The organism is Cupriavidus sp. L7L, from assembly GCF_004353535.1.
GTDB classification, from domain to species: Bacteria; Pseudomonadota; Gammaproteobacteria; order Burkholderiales; family Burkholderiaceae; genus Cupriavidus; species Cupriavidus oxalaticus_A.
Genome location: NZ_SMNY01000001.1, coordinates 72,431 through 91,912 on the forward strand (window position 1 = coordinate 72,431; position 19,482 = coordinate 91,912).

A 19,482-nucleotide genomic window follows, 5' to 3' on the forward strand; every position below is an offset into this window, starting at 1 on the left:
CGCTCGCCGTGCCGAAGCCGTATACCCCTTCTACCCTTCCAGTCTCCGGCCGGCGGTCCAAACCCTGAACGCCCATGACCATAGCCAATTGGCCCGCCTGCGAGCGGCCGCGCGAAAAACTGCTGGAATGCGGCGCCGCCGCCCTGTCAGACGCCGAACTGCTGGCGGTGTTCCTGCGCATCGGCGCGGCTGGCAAAAGTGCCGTCGACCTCGCCCGCGAGCTGTTGCACCGCTTCGGCTCGCTGACCGCCCTGTTCGCGTCCGAACCCGGCGCGCTGGCTGGCATCAAGGGCATGGGCGTGGCCAAATACGCACAGCTGCAGGCCATCCCCGAACTGGCGCGCCGCGCGCTGGCCGAATCCCTAAGGCTGCCGACCGGCTTCGACTCGCGCGCGGCGGTGCACAACTACCTGCGCCTGACGCTGGCATCGCTGCCGCACGAAGTCTTCCTGTGCCTGTTCCTCGATCCGCGCAACCGCATGATTGCCTGCGAAGAACTGTTCCGGGGCACCCTGACGCGCACTGCGGTGTATCCGCGCGAGGTCGCGCGCCAGGCGCTGGTGCATAATGCGGCGGGCGTGATCGTGGCGCACAACCATCCTTCCGGCACCACCGCGCCCAGCCAGAGCGACGTGCACCTGACTCGCGAGCTGGCAAGGACGCTCGAACTCATCGACGTGCATCTGCTCGACCATTTCATCGTGGCCGGCCAGGAAATCCGTTCGCTGGCTGACGGTTGCGAATGCCTGCCGGGACTGTGACGCCTGCGGCACAGTGCTGGACGAGACACAACACATGCTGCCGTCATCGTACGGCAGGCATTGATTCGCCGGAGGATTCCGGTCTATAATTTACGTTTCACTGAAGTCCCAACCGCTGCAGTCCGGGCCCGCGCGCCTTTTGTTGATCTGTTGCGAACATTGTCCACGAATAAGATTTAGGAGTGCTTCATGGCACGCGTCTGTCAAGTGACCGGGAAAGCGCCGATGGTCGGCAACAACGTTTCCCACGCAAACAACAAGACCAAGCGCCGTTTTCTGCCCAACCTGCAGAATCGTCGTTTCTTCGTTGAATCCGAAAACCGCTGGGTGAGCCTGCGCGTCTCGAACGCCGGCCTGCGCCTGATCGACAAGAAAGGCATCGACTCCGTGCTCGCAGACCTGCGCGCACGTGGCGAAGTCTAATTAGGAGCACATCATGGCAAGCAAGGGCGGCCGCGACAAGATCAAGCTGGAATCGACCGCAGGCACGGGTCACTTCTACACCACGACCAAGAACAAGCGCACCATGCCGGAGAAGATGGAGATCATGAAGTTCGATCCCGTCGCTCGCAAGCACGTCGCTTACAAGGAAACCAAGATCAAGTAATTGATCCGGTATCCCGACAAGAAGCCCCGCCCCGTTGCGGGGCTTTTTGTTGCCCACTCGTTTTGCTTACGGCGCTCCACGCGCGACGTTGGCGCCCGCAGAAGGCAGGAAGCGCGCCATTCGGCACACCGCGGCCGGTGCCGCGCCCTTCCGGCGCGATCACCGCCCAATCCCGCCCGGTTCACTGGTGCACGGTATGGCGCGCACGGTGTAGACTTTGCCGTTTCCCCCATCCGCCTGGCGCCCTGCGGCGCTCTCTCCGCACCATGAATTTCGATGTCGCCATCGTCGGCAGCGGTCTGGCCGGCCTTACGGTCGCGCTGCAACTGGCCGACACCCACCGGGTTGTCATTCTCAGCAAGCGCGCCATGACACAGGGCGCCAGCGACTGGGCACAAGGCGGCATCGCCGCCGTGCTGGATTCCGGCGACAGCCATGACGAGCACACGCAGGACACGCTCGTTGCCGGCGCAGGACTGTGCGACGAAGAGGCAACCCGCTTTATCGTGGAGCACGGGCGCGAGGCGATCCAGTGGCTGATCGACCGCGGCGTGCCATTCACGCGCGACGAGCAGGCCGAACTGGGCTTCCACCTGACCCGCGAAGGCGGCCACAGCCGCCGGCGCATCATCCATGCGGCCGATGCCACCGGACACGCGGTGGTCAGCACGCTGCTGCAGCAGGCCACGCAGCATCCGAACATCACCATCCTGGAAGACCATTTCGCGATCGACCTGATCACGTCACGCAAGCTGGGACTCCCGGGCAACCGGTGCTATGGCCTTTACGTGCTCGACGACAATACCGGCGCGGTACACACCCTCACCGCCACGCATACGGTGCTGGCCGCGGGCGGCGCGGGCAAGGTCTACCTGTACACCACCAACCCCGACACCGCCACCGGCGATGGCATCGCCATGGCGTGGCGCACGGGCTGCCGGGTGTCGAACATGGAATTCATCCAGTTCCACCCGACCTGCCTGTACCACCCCTATGCCAAGTCGTTCCTGATTTCCGAGGCGGTGCGCGGCGAAGGCGGGCTGCTCAAGCTGCCCGACGGCACCCGCTTCATGCCCGAGCACGATGAGCGTGCCGAGCTGGCGCCGCGCGACGTGGTCGCGCGCGCCATTGACTTCGAGATGAAGAAGCGCGGCCTGGACTGCGTCTACCTGGACATCAGCCACCAGCCCGAAGCCTTCCTGAAGGAACACTTCCCGACGATCTACGCGCGCTGCCTGGAACTGGGCATCGACATCACGCGCGAGCCGATCCCGGTGGTGCCGGCCGCGCACTACACCTGCGGTGGCGTTGTCACCGATACCGCGGGCCGCACCGATATCGGCAACCTGTATGCAGTGGGCGAGTCTGCCTGCACCGGCCTGCACGGCGCCAACCGGCTGGCCTCCAACTCGCTGCTCGAATGCATGGTGATCGGCCGCGCCGCGGCGGAAGACATCGCCTCGAAGGACAAGGCCGGCGCACCCAATATCACGCTGCCGGCGTGGGACGAAAGCCGCGTGTCCGATGCCGACGAGGAAGTCGTGGTGTCCCACAACTGGGATGAACTGCGCCGCATGATGTGGAACTACGTCGGCATCGTGCGCACCAGCAAGCGGCTGGAACGCGCGCAGCACCGCATCGGCCTGCTGCGCGAGGAAATCGCCGAGTACTACGCGAATTTCCGCGTCACGCGCGACCTGCTGGAGCTGCGCAACCTGGTGGAGGTGGCCTCGCTGATCGTTGACAGCGCGTACTCGCGGCATGAAAGCCGCGGACTGCATTTCAGCCGGGACTATCCGGATTCGCTGCCGAAGGCCCTGCCTACGGTGATGCAACCGCCTGCCGTGCGCAAGCGCTGAGCGCCGCGCAGCAATAAAAAACGGGGTGCGAGCCTGATGGCTCCACCCCGTTTTGGCTTCGGGCTGGCGATGCGTCAGCCGATGATACGCAGCGAGTAATCCGTCGCGCGCACGTCCTTGGTCAATGCGCCCACCGAGATCCGGTCCACGCCGGTCTCGGCGAAAGTGCGGATGGTCTCGGCATTGACGCCGCCCGACACCTCAAGTAGCGCCCTGCCCTGGTTGATCTTCACCGCGTCCTGCATCATCGGCACGGTGAAGTTATCGATCAGCACCGACTTCGCGCCTGCTGCCAGGGCTTCTTCCAGCTCCGCCAGCGACTCGACCTCGACCTGCACCGACGCATCGGTATCGAGCGCCAGCGCCGCCTGCAGCGCGGCGGTGATGCTGCCTGCCGCGGCGATATGGTTTTCCTTGATCAGGATGCCGTCGTACAGCGCCAGCCGCTGGTTCTCGCCACCGCCGATGCGGACCGCGTACTTCTGCGCCAGGCGCAGGCCCGGCAGCGTCTTGCGGGTATCCAGCACGCGCGCGCGGGTGCCGGCGATCAGGTCGGCATAGCGGCGCGTCACGGTGGCCACGCCGGACAGCAGTTGCAGGAAGTTCAGCGACGGGCGTTCGGCAGTCAGCAGCGAGCGCGCCGGGCCGGTGATCTCGCACACCACGGAATCCGCCGCCATCCGCGCGCCCTCTTCCTGCAGCCAGCGCACTTCCAGCGCCGGGTCGACCGCGCGCATGCAGGCATCGAACCACGGCTGTCCGCACAGCACCGCCGCTTCGCGCACGATCACGCGCGCGTGCGCGGGCTTGCCAGCGGGCACCAGCAGGCCGGTCAGGTCGCCGCTGCCGACATCCTCGGCGATGGCGGCCTGCACATTGGCTTGCAGCGCTGCGTGCAGCGCTGCGCCGTAGCTGTCGAAAATCGGATTCACGCTCATGCCGGGCCGATCCCCTGGAACAGCGCCTGTTCCTTCGCCAGGTCGGACGACGGACGCACATTGCGCTTCTGCGCCGCGGCGAAATCGAGCATGCGGTTGATGCAGGTCACCGCCTTGACGCCGATGGCCGGGTCGACGTGGATCTCGTTGCGCCCGGTCTCCAGCACCTCGGCCAGGTTGGTCAGCGCATTCATCGCCATCCACGGGCAGTGCGCGCAGCTTTTGCAGGTTGCGCTGTTGCCGGCCGTCGGCGCCTCGATGAAGTGCTTGCCAGGCGCGGCCATGCGCATCTTGTGCAGGATGCCGTTGTCGGTGGCAACGATAAACTCGGTCGCGTCCAGCTTCTGCGCCGCTTCGATCAGCTGCGAGGTGGAGCCGACCACATCGGCCTGCGCCACCACGTTTTCGGGCGATTCCGGGTGCACCAGGATCTTGGCGTTGGGGAATTCGCGGCGCAGCAGGTCCAGCTCGATGCCCTTGAACTCGTCGTGCACCAGGCACGAGCCCTGCCACAGCAGCATGTCGGCGCCGGTCTGCTTCTGGATATAGCTGCCCAGGTGCTTGTCGGGTGCCCACAGGATCTTCTTGCCCTGCGCGTGCAGGTGCTCGACGATCTTCAGCCCGATGCTCGACGTGACCATCCAGTCCGCGCGCGCCTTCACCGCCGCGCTGGTATTGGCGTACACCACCACGGTGCGGTCCGGGTGCGCATCGCAGAAGGCGGCGAATTCGTCGGCCGGGCAACCCAGGTCGAGCGAGCAGGTCGCATCCAGGTCCGGCATCAGCACGGTCTTCTCGGGGCTGAGGATCTTGGCGGTCTCGCCCATGAAGCGCACGCCGGCCACCACCAGGGTCTTGGCTTCGTGGTCGCGGCCGAAACGGGCCATTTCGAGGGAGTCGGAGACGCAGCCGCCGGTTTCTTCGGCGAGGTCCTGCAGGTCGGCGTCGACGTAGTAGTGCGCCACCAGCACCGCATTACGTTCCTGCAGCAAGCGGCGGATACGCGCCTTCAGCGACTGCCGCTCATCGGGCGACAGCACCGGCGGCACCTTGGCCCAGGCATGGGCCACGCAGCTGCCGCCAGTGGCGTTTTCGGCATCCGCCAGGTTCGGCTTCTCGAACTCGACGGTCTTGATCGATTGTGGGGTCATCTCCGGGTACTCCTCTAGACCTCCGCCAACAGGGTGCGGCCGGCCAGAACATGGGGGAGTTTATCTAAAACAAAAGCCCCGCCATGGGCGGGGCTTTGTCAAACCATACGGCGCGGCCGAATTGTATCAGGCGTAGCGGCGCAGGCGCAGCGAGAAATCGTGCAACGCCTGGATGCCGCTGGCCTCGGCACGGTGGCACCAGGCCTGCAGCTGCTGCAGCAGCTGCTCGCGCGTCAGGTTGGAACGGCCCCAGATGGCGGCCAGTTCACGGCGCATTTCGACGAAGGTCTGCAGCGCCTTGTTCTGCTCGACGATGCTCGCCAGCTGCTCGCGCTGCTGTGCGGCCAGCTTGGTTTCCTCGCGGTGGAACCACTTGCTGGCGGGCTTGAAGCTGCGGTACTCGGCCACGCCGCCTTCCTTGAGCTTGTCCAGTTCCTGGCGGAACGCACCCTTGACGGCCTTGGCGTAGCGCGCCATCACGTCATAGCGGTTGGCGATGATGGCTTCCAGCGTGTTGTGATCGACCGGACGGGCTTCCACCAGGCGCGCCTTGGGCGGGGTCTTCTTGACCTTGGCCAGGCCGACCGCCTGCATCGCGCGGATATAGCCCCAGCCCACGTCGAACTCATACCACTTGATCGAAAACTTGGCCGAGGTCGGGTAGGTGTGGTGGTTGTTGTGCAGTTCCTCACCGCCAATGATCAGGCCCCACGGCGACACATTGGTCGACGCGTCTTCGCAATCGTAATTGCGGTAGCCCCACCAGTGGCCCAGGCCATTGATGATGCCGGCGGCATGGATCGGGATCCACAGCATCTGCACTGCCCACACCGACATGCCGATCACGCCGAACAGCGCCAGGTCGATGATCAGCATCAGGCCAACGCCCTGCCAGGTGAAGCGCGAGTACAGGTTGCGCTCGATCCAGTCATTCGGGCAGCCATGGCTGAACTTGGCGATGGTTTCTTTGTTCTTGGCCTCGGCGCGATAGAGTTCAGCCCCTTCCAGCAGCACCTTGCGGATGCCGCGGGTCTGCGGGCTGTGCGGATCGTCCTCGGTCTCGCACTTGGCGTGGTGCTTGCGATGGATCGCGGTCCACTCCCTGGTGACCATGCCGGTGGTCAGCCACAGCCAGAAGCGGAAGAAATGCTGGGCGATCGGGTGCAGGTCCAGCGACCGGTGCGCCATGCAGCGGTGCAGGAAGATGGTGACGCCAGCGATGGTGATATGCGTCATCACCAGGGTGTAGATGACGATCTCCCACCAGGCCCAATTGGCAAGGCCGTTGGCGGCCCAGTCAAGAATAGTGTCGAACAAACTGTTCTCCGTCGGTTAAACAGGACTTTCCCGTGCAGGCCGGCTGGCCGGTGCACACAACGCGCAGAAAAAATAGCTGCGAATCTATTGATTGCGATAGCTGTCTGGCGCTTGCCTCGGGACCCGAAGTCGCTCCGGGCTCCCTGGCACGCGAGTCTGGCGCCGGCCGTGGCAGGCGGGACAAGGTACGAGCCGCTGCAATCTGGCGGCTGTCTGATGTGGGAGCGGGATGTCTCAACCCGCGACAACCCGGCATTCTACCGGATTGGCGAGGGCGCAAGCATACGCTATTTCCCGGATTTGGACGGGGTGCAACGGTTTTCGTTCCGTGGGGTGCCGAACTCGCCGCCTGGCTGGCATCTGCACGGTCCTGTGACGCTCTGGTGACAGTCTAGGTGGCGTTGGCGGCTTCCGGCAAGGTACTTGCCTTGGGGGCGCCTGGTCCGGGCATCGGCGTCTCGTGCATCACACGCAGCTCACGCTGGGGATAGGGAATCGAAATGCCGTGCTCGCGCAGCGTGCGCCAGATGGCGCGGTTCATCGCGGATTGCACCCCTAGCTTTCCGTTCTGTGGATCGGCAATGTAGGCCGCGACTTCGTACTCGATGCCGCTGTCCGCAAACAGCACCAGGAAGGCCGCCGGCTCCGGGTCTTTCAGCACGCGCGGCAGTTCGCGCACGCATTCGGTCAGCAGTGCGATCACGGTCTCCGGGTCAGCGCTGTAGTCGGCCTGGACACGCGTCGCCACGCGCACATTGGTGTTCGAGAATGAATGGTTCTGCACCGACTGCGCCACCAATTGCTCGTTCGGCACCAGCGTCTCGCCGTCGCCGTTGCGCACCACGGTGTAGCGGGTGCGGATCTGCGACACGATGCCGGTGTACTTGTCCACCGTGATCTGGTCGCCCAGCTTGACCGAGCGGTCCAGCAGGATAATGAAGCCCGAGATGTAGTTGCTCGCGATCTTCTGCAAGCCCAGGCCCAGGCCCACGCCCAGCGCACCGCCGAACACCGACAGCACGGTCAGGTCGATCCCGACCAGCGACAGGCTCAGCAGCAGCGACACCAGCAGCAGCAAGGCCTTGGAGATGCGGGTCAGCACCACCTTCAGGTTGACGTCGAGGTTGGCCGAGCGCATCAGCCGCTCCTCCAGCCAGGACCCGAACCACATCGCCACCAGCACCGTCAGCAGGATCCAGACCCCCGCCATCAGCGTGTCGGCGAGGCTGATCTTCTGCTTGCCGCCGATCGAGAAGCGCACGTCCTGCATCCACGCGACCACCTCCGACAGCACGCCAAGCACATAAAGCGCCATGCCGATCCACACCAGCGTGGTCAGCACCTTCTCCACCAGCAGCAGCATGCCGTGCAACTGCCCGCTGCCGGACATGACCCGCCGCAGGATATAGAAGACGACATTGAGCGAGGTGATACCGAACAGCGGCACCAGCGCCAGCCGCAGCACGCTGATCGGGATCAACGGCTCCAGCGCGAAGCGCGCGACCATCACCAGCACCCAACCTGCCAGCGGGAACATGGCCCGCTCCAGGCTGGCGGCTGCAAAGCGCAGCGAGAAGCTGGAACTGGCATAGCGCGCCTCGAGCCGGTGCACCACATAGCGCCCCAGCGGCCACGCCACCGCGAGGCAGCCGGCCAGCACCAGCAGCTGCCAGAAGAACCCCGGGCCGCCGGCATCGCGGATCAGGTCGTCCAGCATCTTGCCGAACATCGAATGGGAGGCCGTCAGCTCGCCGCCGAGGCCGGACAGGGTTTCACCGTTCATCGGGGAGACTCAGGTTGAGGGCCGCCGTCCGCTGCAGACGGGCGGCGGCCACAGGCGTCAGCTGGTGCGTTCCAGCACCGCGGCAAAGAAGCCGTCGGTCTGGTGCAGATGCGGATACAGCGCGAACATGCCGCTATCCTGAGGCAACGCAGGCACTTCGATCTTCTGGTCGGCCAGCACCTCGCTGGCCGGAACCAGGCGGAAGTTGGGGTGCGCGGCGAGGAAATCGCGCACGATGGCCTCGTTTTCGGCTTCGAGCACGGAGCACGTGGCGTAGACCACGCGGCCGCCGCCCTTGACCAGGCGCGCCGCCGACTCAAGGATAGCGCTCTGCTTGGCAGTCAGTTCCAGCACCGATTCCGGCGTCTGGCGCCACTTCAGGTCGGGGTTGCGCCGCAGCGTTCCCAGCCCGCTGCACGGCGCGTCCACCAGCACCCGGTCGACCTTGCCGGCCAGGCGCTTGATCTTGGCGTCGCGTTCGGAGTCGATCAGGACCGGATGGACGTTGGACAGGCCGCTGCGCGCCAGGCGGGGCTTCAGGTTGGCCAGGCGCTTTTCCGACACGTCGAAGGCGTACAACCGGCCGGTGGAGCGCATCGCGGCGCCCAGCGCCAAGGTCTTGCCACCCGCGCCGGCACAGAAGTCGACCACCATCTCGCCACGCTTTGGCGCCACCAGGTTGCACAGCAGCTGGCTGCCTTCGTCCTGCACCTCGACCAGGCCGTTGACAAAGATTGGCAGCTGGTTCAGCGCGGGCTTGCCGGTCATGCGGATGCCGGCGGGCGCCATCGGCGTCGGCTCGGCGCCCAGGCCGGCGGATTGCAGCTCGGCCAGCGCCGCATCGCGGCTGGTCTTGCCCAGGTTGACGCGCAGGTCAAGCGGCGCCGGGCGCAGCCAGGCATCGCCCAGTGCCGCGGTAAATTCTTCGCCATGGCGGCGCACCAGCTCGTCGTACAGCCATTCGGGCAGATTGGTGCGCACGCGCGGGGCCAGGCTGGAACGCTCGATCGTGGTCAGGCGGTCCAGCCATTCAGCCTCTTCGGGGTGCAGGAACGGCGTCAGCACGTCGCGTCCGAGCGTGGCCGCCAGGCCCAGCAGCGCCAGGCGGCGCGAACTGGCGCCGGTGCCGCTTTCCGCAAACTGCGCGAACTCCACGCGCCGGCGCAGCACCGCATAGATGGCCTCGGCGATGATGCCGCGCTCGCGATGGCCCAGCTTGCTGTTCTCGCGGAAGTAATAGCTCACCACGGCATCGGCCGGGCGGGCGAACAGCATGACCTTGCCAAGCAGGCGGTCGATATGCTGGATATGCGAGGCGTGCAGCCCGCCGTGCATGCGCGGCGCGCCGTCGCGGACGGCATTGCCGTTGGCGGGCTTGCGGATGGGGCTGCCCTTGCCCTTGCTCTTGCCGCGCGGCGGCGCGTGGCCCTCGCTACGGGTGGGACGGGTTCCTGCCTGGTTGCGGCTCATGCCTCGACTCCTGCCGCCCGGGTATGGGCGGAGATGGCCATCAGCAGTTGCGGCTCGGCCGGGTTGATAACGTTGACCACGCCGTCCTGCAGTTGCAGGCGGTCCTCGACGAACCAGCGGACGGCGCGGGGATAGATCTGGTGCTCGCAGTCGATCAGGCGCTCGGCCAGGCTTTCGGGCGTGTCGGTGGGCAGCACATCAAGTGCGGCCTGGATCACGATCGGACCGTGGTCGAGTTCCGGGGTAACGAAGTGCACGGTGGCGCCGTGCAGCTTGACGCCGGCGTCCAGCGCTTGCTTGTGGGTGTTCAGCCCCGGGAAGCACGGCAGCAGCGACGGGTGGATATTCAGCAGCCGGCCCGCATAGCGGTCGACAAAACCCGGCGTCAGGATGCGCATGAAGCCGGCCAGCACCACCAGGTCGGGGGCGTGGGCATCGATGGCCTCGGCCATCGCGGCATCAAACGAGGCGCGGTCGGGAAACTGACGATGGTCGACCACGCCGGTGGCAATGCCTTGCTGCTGCGCGAACTGCAGCCCGGCGGCATCGGGCCGGTTCGACAGCACCGCTGCCACGCGCGCCGGCCAACCGCCGCCCGCGCAGGCACGGACGATGGCTTCCATGTTGGAGCCACGCCCGGAAATCAAGATGACAATTTTTTTCATCGCGCAATTCTACCAAGGCGAGGTACTAAACTCCGGTAAAGCGAACCCATTAGGTACTTAATTCACCAGATCCGGACAAGTGCAATGCCCCTAACATGTGACGATGGCGCCGTATACCCCCGATTGATGGATTGTGACGCTTCGCCCCCTCTGCTAGAGTGGGCGCTACGTCCACGCGCCAATCCTGTGCAGGTTTTTCACGACACAGTGCTCCAAGCGAGCGGGTGACAACAAGGACGAAACGGGAAATTAGACGGGAACTCGCATGTCGAACGCTGCACCGACGTTGTTGGTGGTCGATGATCATCCTATGGCCTTGTCAGGCACCACGGCCTTCCTTGCCGAAGTCATGCCGGATGTCGCGGTACACGCCGCCGGCAGTGCCCGAGAAGCCCTGGCGAGCCTGCAGCAGGGGCTGCGCCCGGATATTGTGCTGCTCGATATCTGGCTGAACGACGGCACCGGCTTCGATGCCATGCAGTCGTTCAAGACCGTGATCCCCGGGGCGCGCTTTATCTTCATGTCGGCAGAAGCTACGCCCGAGATCGTCGGCCGCGCCCGTGCGCTGTCGGCATGCGGCTTCGTCGGCAAGCATCTCGATGCCAATGCCTTCACCGCCGCGGTGCGCAAGGTGCTGGCGGGTGACACCTCCTTCCCTACCGATGAAGCCCTGAACGGGCGGGCCCAGTCGTTTGGCCCCGCGCACGGCATCCCGGTTACGCCGGCCGAGCTGGGCCTGACGCCGCGCCAGGGGTCCGTGCTGGCCCTGGTGCTCGAAGGCCTGCCGAACAAGGTGATCGCGCGCCGGCTCGGGCTGACCGAGAACACGGTCAAGGAGCACGTGTCGGCGATCCTGCAACGCCTGGGCGTGCGTACCCGGATGCAGGTGATGTCGCGGATGGAACGGTTCCGCCTGCGCCAGTAAGGCGCCGCGCCTGCCCTCCCCAGCCTAAGCCGGGCGCAGCCAGCGCCGCAGCAGCATCCGCAGCGACGCCGGGTCCACCGGCTTGGGCAGCACGAAATACCCCGCCTCTTCCGCCGCCGCCAGCGCGGCCGATTTCAGGTCGCCGGTCAGCAGCGCGCTGCGCGCCTGCGGTTGCGTGTTCTGCCAGCGCTCCAGCAGGTCCAGGCCGTTCTCACTGCCCGGCAGCCGCAGGTCGCAGAAGATGATGTCCGGGCGCAGGCCCTTGGCAAACAGCTTGTCGGCCTCGGCGCCGTGCGCGGCGCAGGCCACGTGGATGCCCCACGCCTCCATCAGCGCGATCCACGCCTTGCGGATCTGGCTGTCGTCGTCGACCACCAGCACCGTGCCCTGCAGCCGGTCGGGCTTGGCTTCCTGGGCCTGCGCCATGGCACGCATCTCGCGCACGCTGGCGACGGTCTCGGCCGGCACCGGCGCCAGGGCGAACCAGAACACCGAGCCCTTGCCCGGCACCGAGCGCACGCCATAGGTGCCGCGCATCAGCCGCAGGCACTCCTTGAAGATCGCCAGGCCGAGGCCGAGGCCCTGAGACGGGTCGCGCTGCGGGTTGTTGACCTGGTAGTACGGCGAGAAGATCTCGGGCAGGTGCTCGGGCGTGACGCCGGCGCCGGTGTCCCACACCTCCAGCCGCACGTGCTTGCGGCGCTGGCGCGCGGTCACCAGCACGCCGCCGCGCTGGGTATAGCGCAACGCGTTCTGCACCAGGTTGAACAGCGCGCGGCGCAGCAGCACCGGCTCGGCCATCGCGTACAGTTCGTCGGGCACGCGCGGCGTCAGCATCAGGCCGCTTTCGCGGGCGTCGGCGGCAAACTGGCTCATCACGTCGCGGATCAACGCGCCCAGCTCGCACGGCTCCAGCGTCGGCAGGACCTTGCGCCCTTCCAGCTTGGACAGGTCCAGCAGCGAGCGGAACAGCAGGTCGATGGTCTGCGTGCCCGCCGCCACCTGCTCCACCAGCGGATGCAGCGACGACGACTGGTTGCGCGCGCGCAGCGCTTCAACCAGCATCACCAGCGCATGCACCGGCTGGCGCAGGTCATGGCTGGCGGCGGCGAGGAAGCGCGATTTTTCTTCGCTGGCATGCAGCGCGCGCTCCTTTTCTTCCTGGAACTGCTTGGCCAGCCGGCGGCTGTCACCCTCGAGCTGGATCGCGCGGACCAGCGTGACCTGCAGGTTGAAGGCATGGCGCGACAGCATCAGCGCGTAGATCACCAGCAGGCCCTGTACATAAGCGCCATGGCCGGGGAAGGCAAACTCCGCCATCAGGATGCTGGGCACCAGGATCGGCACGCCGGCGTACACCAGGTTGGACGGCACCGGGGCCTGCGATACCGCGCCGCCGGCCAGCACGCCCAGCGTCAGCAGGTACAGCACGCTGGAGAAGACCACCGAGTCCGTATACAAATGCAGCAGTGCCGAGCTGCCCCAGGTTACCCCGGTCAGCAGCGCCAGCACGCGCATGTTGTTCCACCACCTGCGCGTATGCGCGGAACGGCTCATCGAGGCGCCGTCGCGCTGGTAGCCGACATGGAACCACAGCCCGCCCGCGGTCAGCAGCAGCATGATCGCGCACCAACCCAGCAGCGCGGCGTGGCTGACTTCGCCCCAGAATCCCAGCGTGGTCAGCGCCGGCAGCAGCACGGAAGCGACGATGGCGGTCGGCGCATTCTTGTGCACGATGGCCATCAGCTTGGCGCGGGTCTCGACGTCAAGCTCACCGCTCGATTGCGGCAGTATATGGGGCCGAAGCCGGGGGAGAAGCCGGGACAGGAACCGGTTGGGCAGCGCGTTCAAATGTGGCTGGCTTGAGATGGCAGGCGCAAGGCGAGAAAAAGCGGCAAGAAATGTCGTGTCGCGCGCGTTTTGGCTGCATGTGACGTCGGCGTGACACACAAGTGGTGCATATCATGCCGCCTTTTGCCGTATCGCGCCATGCCGGGGTAGGCGGATGCAGCACAAAAACAGCAGCTTAGCGCACATAGGGGCGCAGGCAGCGGCAAGCCGACCCATTCGCCTTATAATGCCCGCTTTACCCGAAACATTTCCCGCCGTCCCCGTGAAAGTCTTCCGCGGCCTGCCCAACGCCGAGAGCCGGGCGCCCTGCGCGCTCACCATCGGCAATTTCGACGGTGTGCATCGCGGCCACCAGTCGCTGCTTGCGCGCGCGCGCGCGGCGGCGGACGCGCGCGGGCTGCCGCTGTGCGTGATGACGTTCGAGCCGCATCCGCGCGAGTTCTTCACCCCGGACAAGGCGCCCACCCGCATCGCGCTGCTGCGCGACAAGCTGGAAAGCCTGCGCCGCAACGGCGTGGACCGCGTCGTGGTCGAGCACTTCAACGCCCACTTTGCCAGCCAGTCCCCGCAGGAATTCGTTGAAAACGTGCTGTGGCACGGCCTGCACACGCGCTGGCTGCTGGTCGGCGACGACTTCCGCTTCGGCGCCAGGCGCGCGGGCGACTTCGCCTACCTGCAGGACGCCGGGCACCGGTTCGGCTTCGACGTCGAGCAGATGGGCTCGGTCTCCGAGGGCGGCATCCGCATCTCCAGCTCGGCGGTGCGCCAGGCCCTGGCCGATGGCGACCTCGAGCACGCGCGGCGCCTGCTGGGCCACGGCTATGCCATCAGCGGCCACGTGATCCACGGCCGCAAGCTGGGGCGCGACCTGGGCTTCCCGACGCTGAACCTGCGCATCTCGCACAAGCGCCCGGCGGTCAACGGCATCTTCGTGGTGCAGGTGCACGGCATTGCCGACCACCCGCTGCCCGGCGTGGCCAGCATCGGCGTGCGCCCGACCATCGAGGACGCCGGCCGCGTGCTGCTGGAAGTCCACCTCTTTGACTTCAATGAAAGCCTGTACGGCAAGCTGGTACGGGTCGAATTCATGAAGAAGCTGCGCGACGAGGCGCGCTTCGACAACCTGGAAGACCTGACCGCCGCGATCGCCAAGGACAGCGCCGACGCGCGCGGGTTCTTCGGCCTGACCGCGCCCGGCGCTGCCGAGGGCACCGGCGGCCGCGACTTCGCTACCTCCGCCACCGACCGAATTAGCTAGCGGCCGGCGCCCGCCAGTGTGCGCGGGCCCGGTTCGCATGCCCCGCCCAGTCTTCCCGCGCGCGCCCCGGCCTGCTGCCGGCCGCGCGCCAAACGAATTGCTCCGAGAATCGAAATGTCCGACGACAAACGCGCCAAGTCCGATCAGAACCAGAAAAACAAGTATCCCGTCAACCTGCTCGACACGCCCTTCCCCATGCGTGGCGACCTGCCCAAGCGCGAGCCGCAGTGGGTCAAGCAGTGGCAGGAGAAGCAGCTCTACAAGAAGATCCGCGCGGCGCGCAAGGGCGCGAAGAAGTTCGTGCTGCATGACGGCCCGCCGTATGCCAACGGCGATATCCACATCGGCCACGCCGTGAACAAGGTGCTCAAGGACATGATCATCAAGGCGCGCGGCCTGAGCGGGCTCGACGCCGTCTACGTGCCGGGCTGGGACTGCCATGGCATGCCGATCGAGATCCAGATCGAGAAGAAATTCGGCAAGGGCCTGCCGGTGCAGGAAGTCCAGGCCAAGGCGCGCGCGTACGCCACCGAGCAGATCAAGCGCCAGATGGTGGACTTCGAGCGCCTGGGCGTGCTGGGCGACTGGGACCACCCCTACCTGACCATGAACTACAGCAACGAGGCGGACGAATTGCGCGCGCTCGGCAAGATCATGGAAAAGGGCTACGTGTTCCGCGGCCTGAAGCCGGTGAACTGGTGCTTCGACTGCGGCTCGGCGCTGGCCGAGGCCGAAGTCGAGTACAAGGACAAGGTCGACCTGTCGATCGACGTGGGCTTCCCGTTTGCCGAGGCCGACAAGCTGGCGCACGCCTTCAAGGTGCCGTTCGACCAGATCAACGCCAAGCCCGGCTGGATCGTGATCTGGACCACCACGCCGTGGACCATCCCGAGCAACCAGGCGCTGAACGTGCACCCCGAAGTGGAATACGCGCTGGTCGACACGCCGCGCGGCTACCTGATCCTGGCCACCGAGCGCGTCGAGGAGCAGCTGAAGGTCTACGCGCTGGAAGGCAAGGTCATCGCCACCGCAACCGGCGCCGCGCTGTCGGAAATCCGCTTCCACCACCCGCTGGCCAAGATGGACGCGGGCTATGACCGCCTGTCGCCGGTCTACCTGGGCGACTACGTCACCACCGACACCGGCTCGGGCATCGTCCACTCGGCGCCCGCCTATGGCGTGGAAGACTTCCAGTCGTGCAAGGCGCACGGGATGCCCGACAGCGACATCATCAGCCCGGTGATGGGCAACGGCGTCTACGCCGGCACGCTGCCGCTGTTCGGCGGGCTGTCGATCTGGGATGCCAACCCCAAGATCGTCGACGCGTTGCAGGAATCGGGCAACCTGTTCAACTCGCACAAGTACACCCACAGCTACATGCACTGCTGGCGTCACAAGACGCCGATCATCTACCGCGCCACCTCGCAGTGGTTTGCGGGCATGGACGTGGATCCGACCGAGGAGAACGGCAAGCCCGTGCCGACCCTGCGCGAGACCGCGCTGGCCGGCATCGATGCCACCGAGTTCTACCCGGCGTGGGGCAAGCAGCGCCTGCACAACATGATCGCCAACCGGCCGGACTGGACGCTGTCGCGCCAGCGCCAGTGGGGCGTGCCGATGGCCTTCTTCGTGCACAAGGAAACCGGCGCGCTGCATCCGCGCACGCCTGAACTGCTGGAAGCCATCGCCAAACGCGTCGAGCAGCAAGGCATCGAAGCCTGGCAGACGCTGGATCCGGCCGAACTGCTGGGCGACGAAGCCAGCCAGTACGAAAAGAACCGCGACACGCTCGACGTCTGGTTCGACTCCGGCACCACGCACTGGACCGTGGTCCGCGGCTCGCACCGCGACGACCTGTACGACCCGGCCGCCGACACAGCCGAAGGCCGCCTTGCCGACCTCTACCTGGAAGGCTCCGACCAGCACCGCGGCTGGTTCCATTCGTCGCTGCTGACCGCGTCGATGCTGTACGGCAAGCCGCCGTACAAGGCGCTGCTGACGCACGGCTTCACCGTCGACGGCGAGGGCCGCAAGATGTCCAAGTCGGTCGGCAACACCGTGTCGCCGCAGGACATCTCCAACAAGATGGGCGCCGAGATCATCCGGCTGTGGGTGGCCTCGACCGACTACTCGGGCGAGCTGTCAATCTCGGACGAGATTCTCAAGCGCGTGGTGGAAAGCTATCGCCGCATCCGCAACACGCTGCGCTTCCTGCTGTCGAACCTGTCCGACTACGACCACGGCAAGCACGCGCTGCCGGCGTCGGAATGGCTGGAGATCGACCGCTACGCCGTCGCGCTGACCGACCGGCTGCAGAAGGAAGTGCTGTCGCACTACGAGGCCTACGAATTCCACCCGGTGGTGGCCAAGCTGCAGACCTTCTGCTCGGAAGACCTGGGCGGCTTCTACCTTGACGTGCTGAAGGACCGCCTCTACACCACGGCGGCGGACTCCAAGGCCCGCCGCGCGGCGCAGAACGCGCTGTACCACATCACCCAGGCGATGCTGCACTGGATGGCGCCGTTCCTGTCGTTCACCGCCGAGGAAGCGTGGCAGGTCTTTGTCCACGGCACCGAGCACACCGACACCATCTTCACCAGCACCTACTACCCGGTGCCGGAAATGGACGACGCCGACGACCTGCTGCAGAAATGGCATACGCTGCGCGAAGTGCGCGCCGAAGTCACCAAGCAACTGGAAGCGGTGCGCGTCGAAGGCGAGATCGGCTCGTCGCTGCAGGCGGAGCTGACCATCCAGGCCGGCGGCCCGGTGCTGCAGGCGCTGCAGAGCCTGGGCGACGACCTGCGCTTCGTGCTGCTGACATCGTCGGCCAAGGTCACCGCCGCGCCCGAAGCCGGCGACCTGCTGGTGACGGTAACGCCGTCGGCGCATGCCAAGTGCGAGCGCTGCTGGCACTACCGCGCCGATGTCGGCCACAACCCGGACCACCCCACCCTCTGCGGCCGCTGCGACAGCAACCTGTTCGGCGCCGGTGAACACAGGAGCCACGCCTGATGGCATCAACCACGTCCCGATCCGCCCGGCCGGCGCGCCGCGGCAGCAAGGCCGCGGGCAACACCACGCCACTGCTGTGGCTGGCGTTCGCACTGCTGGTGGTGCTGCTTGACCAGTTCTTCAAGATCGTCATCGTGCGCAACTTCACTTACGGTGAGTCGCGCCCGGTCACGAGCTTCTTCAACCTGGTGCTGGTCTACAACAAGGGCGCGGCATTCAGCTTCCTGGCCGACGCCGGCGGCTGGCAGCGCTGGTTCTTTACCGGACTGGGCCTCGTGGTCGGGGCGTTCATCGTGTGGCTGCTGTATCGGCATACCGGGCAGCGGTTGTTCTGCTTCGCCGTGTCGCTGATCCTGGGCGGCGCGGTCGGCAACGTGATCGATCGCGTGGTCTACGGGCACGTGGTCGACTTCCTGGATTTCTACGCGGGCCGGTATCACTGGCCGGCCTTCAATGTCGCGGACTGCGCGATCACGGTCGGCGCGGTGCTGCTGATCGTGGATGAGTTGCGGCGGGTGCGGAAGCACTGAACTGCCGGATTGTGTTCCCCTCTCCCGCCGGGCGGGAGAGGGGAGCAAACCATCTTGGGAAGCAAACCCCCAGCCGGCTTCCCCGGTATCATTTCCCTTTCCCCCCAGCCAGGTTCCCCACCATGGATTTGCGCGGCAAGCACATCGTTCTCGGCCTGACCGGCGGCATCGCCTGCTACAAGTCGGCCGAGCTGGTCCGCCTGCTGACCAAGGCCGGCGCCACCGTGCAGGTGGCCATGACCGAGGCGGCGACCCACTTCATTACCCCGGTGACGATGCAGGCGCTGTCCGGCCGCCCGGTGTTCCTGTCGCAGTGGGACGCCCGCATCGACAACAACATGGCGCATATCGACCTCTCGCGCGAGGCCGACGCCATTGTCATCGCACCCGCTTCCACCGACTTCATGGCGCGCCTGGCCAACGGCCTGTGCGACGACCTGCTGAGCACGCTGTGCATCGCGCGCGACTGCCCGCTGCTGGTGGCGCCGGCGATGAACCGCCAGATGTGGGCAGCGCCGGCAACCCAGCGCAATGCCGCGCAGCTGCGCGCCGACGGCGTGACCATCCTGGGGCCGGGCAGCGGCGACCAGGCCTGCGGCGAGGTCGGCGACGGCCGCATGCTCGAGCCCGAAGAACTGCTCGACGACATCATCGCCTTCTTCCAGCCCAAGCCGCTGCAAGGCAAGCGCGTGCTGATCACCGCCGGGCCGACCTTCGAGGCAATCGACCCGGTGCGCGGCATCACCAACCTGTCGTCGGGCAAGATGGGCTTCTCGATCGCGCGCGCGGCGCGCGAGGCCGGCGCCGAAGTGCTGCTGGTGGCCGGGCCGACCAGCCTGCCGACGCCGCGCGGCGTGGTGCGCACCGATGTGCGCAGCGCGCAGCAGATGCATGATGCAGTGCTGGCACAGCTGCCCGGCGCTGACGTCTTCGTCGCGGTGGCCGCGGTGGCCGACTGGCGCCCCGCCGAAGTGGCCCGGCAGAAGCTGAAGAAGGCCAACGACACCGACACGCCCACGCTGCAGTTCGTGCAGAACCCGGACATCCTCGCCACCGTGGCGGCGCGCACGGATGCGCCCTACTGCGTCGGTTTCGCGGCCGAAAGCGAAAACCTGGAGCAGTACGGCGAACAGAAGCGCCAGCGCAAGGGCGTGCCGCTGCTGGTCGGCAATATCGGCCACCATACCTTTGGCCTGGACGACAACGAGATCGTGCTGTTCGATGCCGCCGGCATGACGCGGCTGCCGCGCGCCGACAAGCTGTCGCTGGCGCGCCAGCTCGTTGCCGCCATCGGCCAACGCCTGCCCGGGCGGCCGCGTCCCTGATCGTTGAAACGAATTTCCCCGAGATTG

16 protein-coding genes are annotated in these 19,482 nt (G+C 66.3%); 9 read left to right on the forward strand and 7 right to left on the reverse strand.

Going from position 1 to position 19,482, the window contains the following annotated elements; all coding sequences use genetic code 11:
• The first annotated feature begins 74 nt into the window (after positions 1-74).
• The 4 genes from radC (at position 75) to nadB (ending at position 3,227) form a co-directional block, all read left to right on the forward strand.
• Complete coding sequence (gene radC, locus E1J61_RS00360; protein ID WP_133092215.1) at positions 75-761, forward strand: DNA repair protein RadC; 687 nt, start codon at positions 75-77, stop codon at positions 759-761.
• A gap of 189 nt (positions 762-950) precedes the next feature.
• Complete coding sequence (rpmB, locus tag E1J61_RS00365; RefSeq protein ID WP_006575661.1) at positions 951-1,184, forward strand: 50S ribosomal protein L28; 234 nt, start codon at positions 951-953, stop codon at positions 1,182-1,184.
• 13 nt (positions 1,185-1,197) lie between these two features.
• Entirely contained in the window at positions 1,198-1,368 is a 171-nt protein-coding gene (rpmG, locus tag E1J61_RS00370; RefSeq protein ID WP_010814980.1) for a 50S ribosomal protein L33, read from the forward strand.
• Positions 1,369-1,634: 266 nt separating this feature from the next.
• A complete protein-coding gene (gene nadB, locus E1J61_RS00375) occupies positions 1,635-3,227 on the forward strand; it encodes an L-aspartate oxidase (protein ID WP_133092216.1) in 1,593 nt (530 codons plus the stop codon).
• Between the two features lie 74 nt (positions 3,228-3,301).
• Here nadB and nadC read toward each other — a convergent pair whose 3' ends face one another.
• The 6 genes from nadC to purN form a co-directional block, all read right to left on the reverse strand.
• On the reverse strand, positions 3,302-4,165 hold the full coding sequence (gene nadC / locus E1J61_RS00380; protein ID WP_133092217.1) for a carboxylating nicotinate-nucleotide diphosphorylase: 864 nt from the start codon (positions 4,163-4,165) through the stop codon (positions 3,302-3,304).
• Positions 4,162-5,316: a quinolinate synthase NadA gene (nadA, locus tag E1J61_RS00385; RefSeq protein WP_133092218.1), complete on the reverse strand. Its 1,155-nt coding sequence runs from the start codon at positions 5,314-5,316 to the stop codon at positions 4,162-4,164. The genes nadC and nadA overlap by 4 nt, the downstream gene beginning before the upstream one ends.
• Before the next feature lie 126 nt (positions 5,317-5,442).
• The gene (locus E1J61_RS00390) at positions 5,443-6,633 is read right to left on the reverse strand and encodes an acyl-CoA desaturase (RefSeq protein WP_133092219.1); all 1,191 of its coding nucleotides are present in this window, start codon (positions 6,631-6,633) and stop codon (positions 5,443-5,445) included.
• Positions 6,634-7,024: 391 nt separating this feature from the next.
• Positions 7,025-8,416: a mechanosensitive ion channel family protein gene (locus E1J61_RS00395; RefSeq protein WP_133092220.1), complete on the reverse strand. Its 1,392-nt coding sequence runs from the start codon at positions 8,414-8,416 to the stop codon at positions 7,025-7,027.
• A gap of 57 nt (positions 8,417-8,473) precedes the next feature.
• The gene (locus E1J61_RS00400) at positions 8,474-9,886 is read right to left on the reverse strand and encodes an RsmB/NOP family class I SAM-dependent RNA methyltransferase (protein WP_133092221.1); all 1,413 of its coding nucleotides are present in this window, start codon (positions 9,884-9,886) and stop codon (positions 8,474-8,476) included.
• Positions 9,883-10,551 (reverse strand): phosphoribosylglycinamide formyltransferase, encoded by a 669-nt coding sequence (gene purN, locus E1J61_RS00405; protein WP_133092222.1) that lies wholly within the window; start codon positions 10,549-10,551, stop codon positions 9,883-9,885. The genes E1J61_RS00400 and purN overlap by 4 nt, the downstream gene beginning before the upstream one ends.
• A 265-nt stretch (positions 10,552-10,816) precedes the next feature.
• Here purN and E1J61_RS00410 point away from each other — a divergent pair, with 265 nt between their 5' ends.
• The gene (locus E1J61_RS00410) at positions 10,817-11,476 is read left to right on the forward strand and encodes a response regulator transcription factor (protein ID WP_133092223.1); all 660 of its coding nucleotides are present in this window, start codon (positions 10,817-10,819) and stop codon (positions 11,474-11,476) included.
• A gap of 24 nt (positions 11,477-11,500) precedes the next feature.
• Here the strand turns inward: E1J61_RS00410 and E1J61_RS00415 are convergent, their stop codons facing one another.
• Complete coding sequence (locus tag E1J61_RS00415) at positions 11,501-13,327, reverse strand: hybrid sensor histidine kinase/response regulator (RefSeq protein WP_133092224.1); 1,827 nt, start codon at positions 13,325-13,327, stop codon at positions 11,501-11,503.
• Between the two features lie 262 nt (positions 13,328-13,589).
• On the opposite strand from E1J61_RS00415, the gene E1J61_RS00420 reads away from it, so the two are divergent.
• The 4 genes from E1J61_RS00420 (at position 13,590) to coaBC (ending at position 19,455) form a co-directional block, all read left to right on the forward strand.
• The gene (locus E1J61_RS00420; protein WP_133092225.1) at positions 13,590-14,585 is read left to right on the forward strand and encodes a bifunctional riboflavin kinase/FAD synthetase; all 996 of its coding nucleotides are present in this window, start codon (positions 13,590-13,592) and stop codon (positions 14,583-14,585) included.
• Between the two features lie 114 nt (positions 14,586-14,699).
• Positions 14,700-17,600 carry an isoleucine--tRNA ligase gene (gene ileS / locus E1J61_RS00425; protein ID WP_133092226.1) on the forward strand — a complete coding sequence of 967 codons (2,901 nt, stop codon included), beginning with the start codon at positions 14,700-14,702 and terminating at the stop codon, positions 17,598-17,600.
• Positions 17,600-18,130 (forward strand): signal peptidase II, encoded by a 531-nt coding sequence (gene lspA, locus E1J61_RS00430; RefSeq protein ID WP_133092227.1) that lies wholly within the window; start codon positions 17,600-17,602, stop codon positions 18,128-18,130. Before ileS ends, lspA begins: the two co-directional genes overlap by 1 nt.
• A 122-nt stretch (positions 18,131-18,252) precedes the next feature.
• On the forward strand, positions 18,253-19,455 hold the full coding sequence (gene coaBC / locus E1J61_RS00435) for a bifunctional phosphopantothenoylcysteine decarboxylase/phosphopantothenate--cysteine ligase CoaBC (RefSeq protein WP_133092228.1): 1,203 nt from the start codon (positions 18,253-18,255) through the stop codon (positions 19,453-19,455).
• The last annotated feature ends 27 nt before the right edge of the window (positions 19,456-19,482 follow it).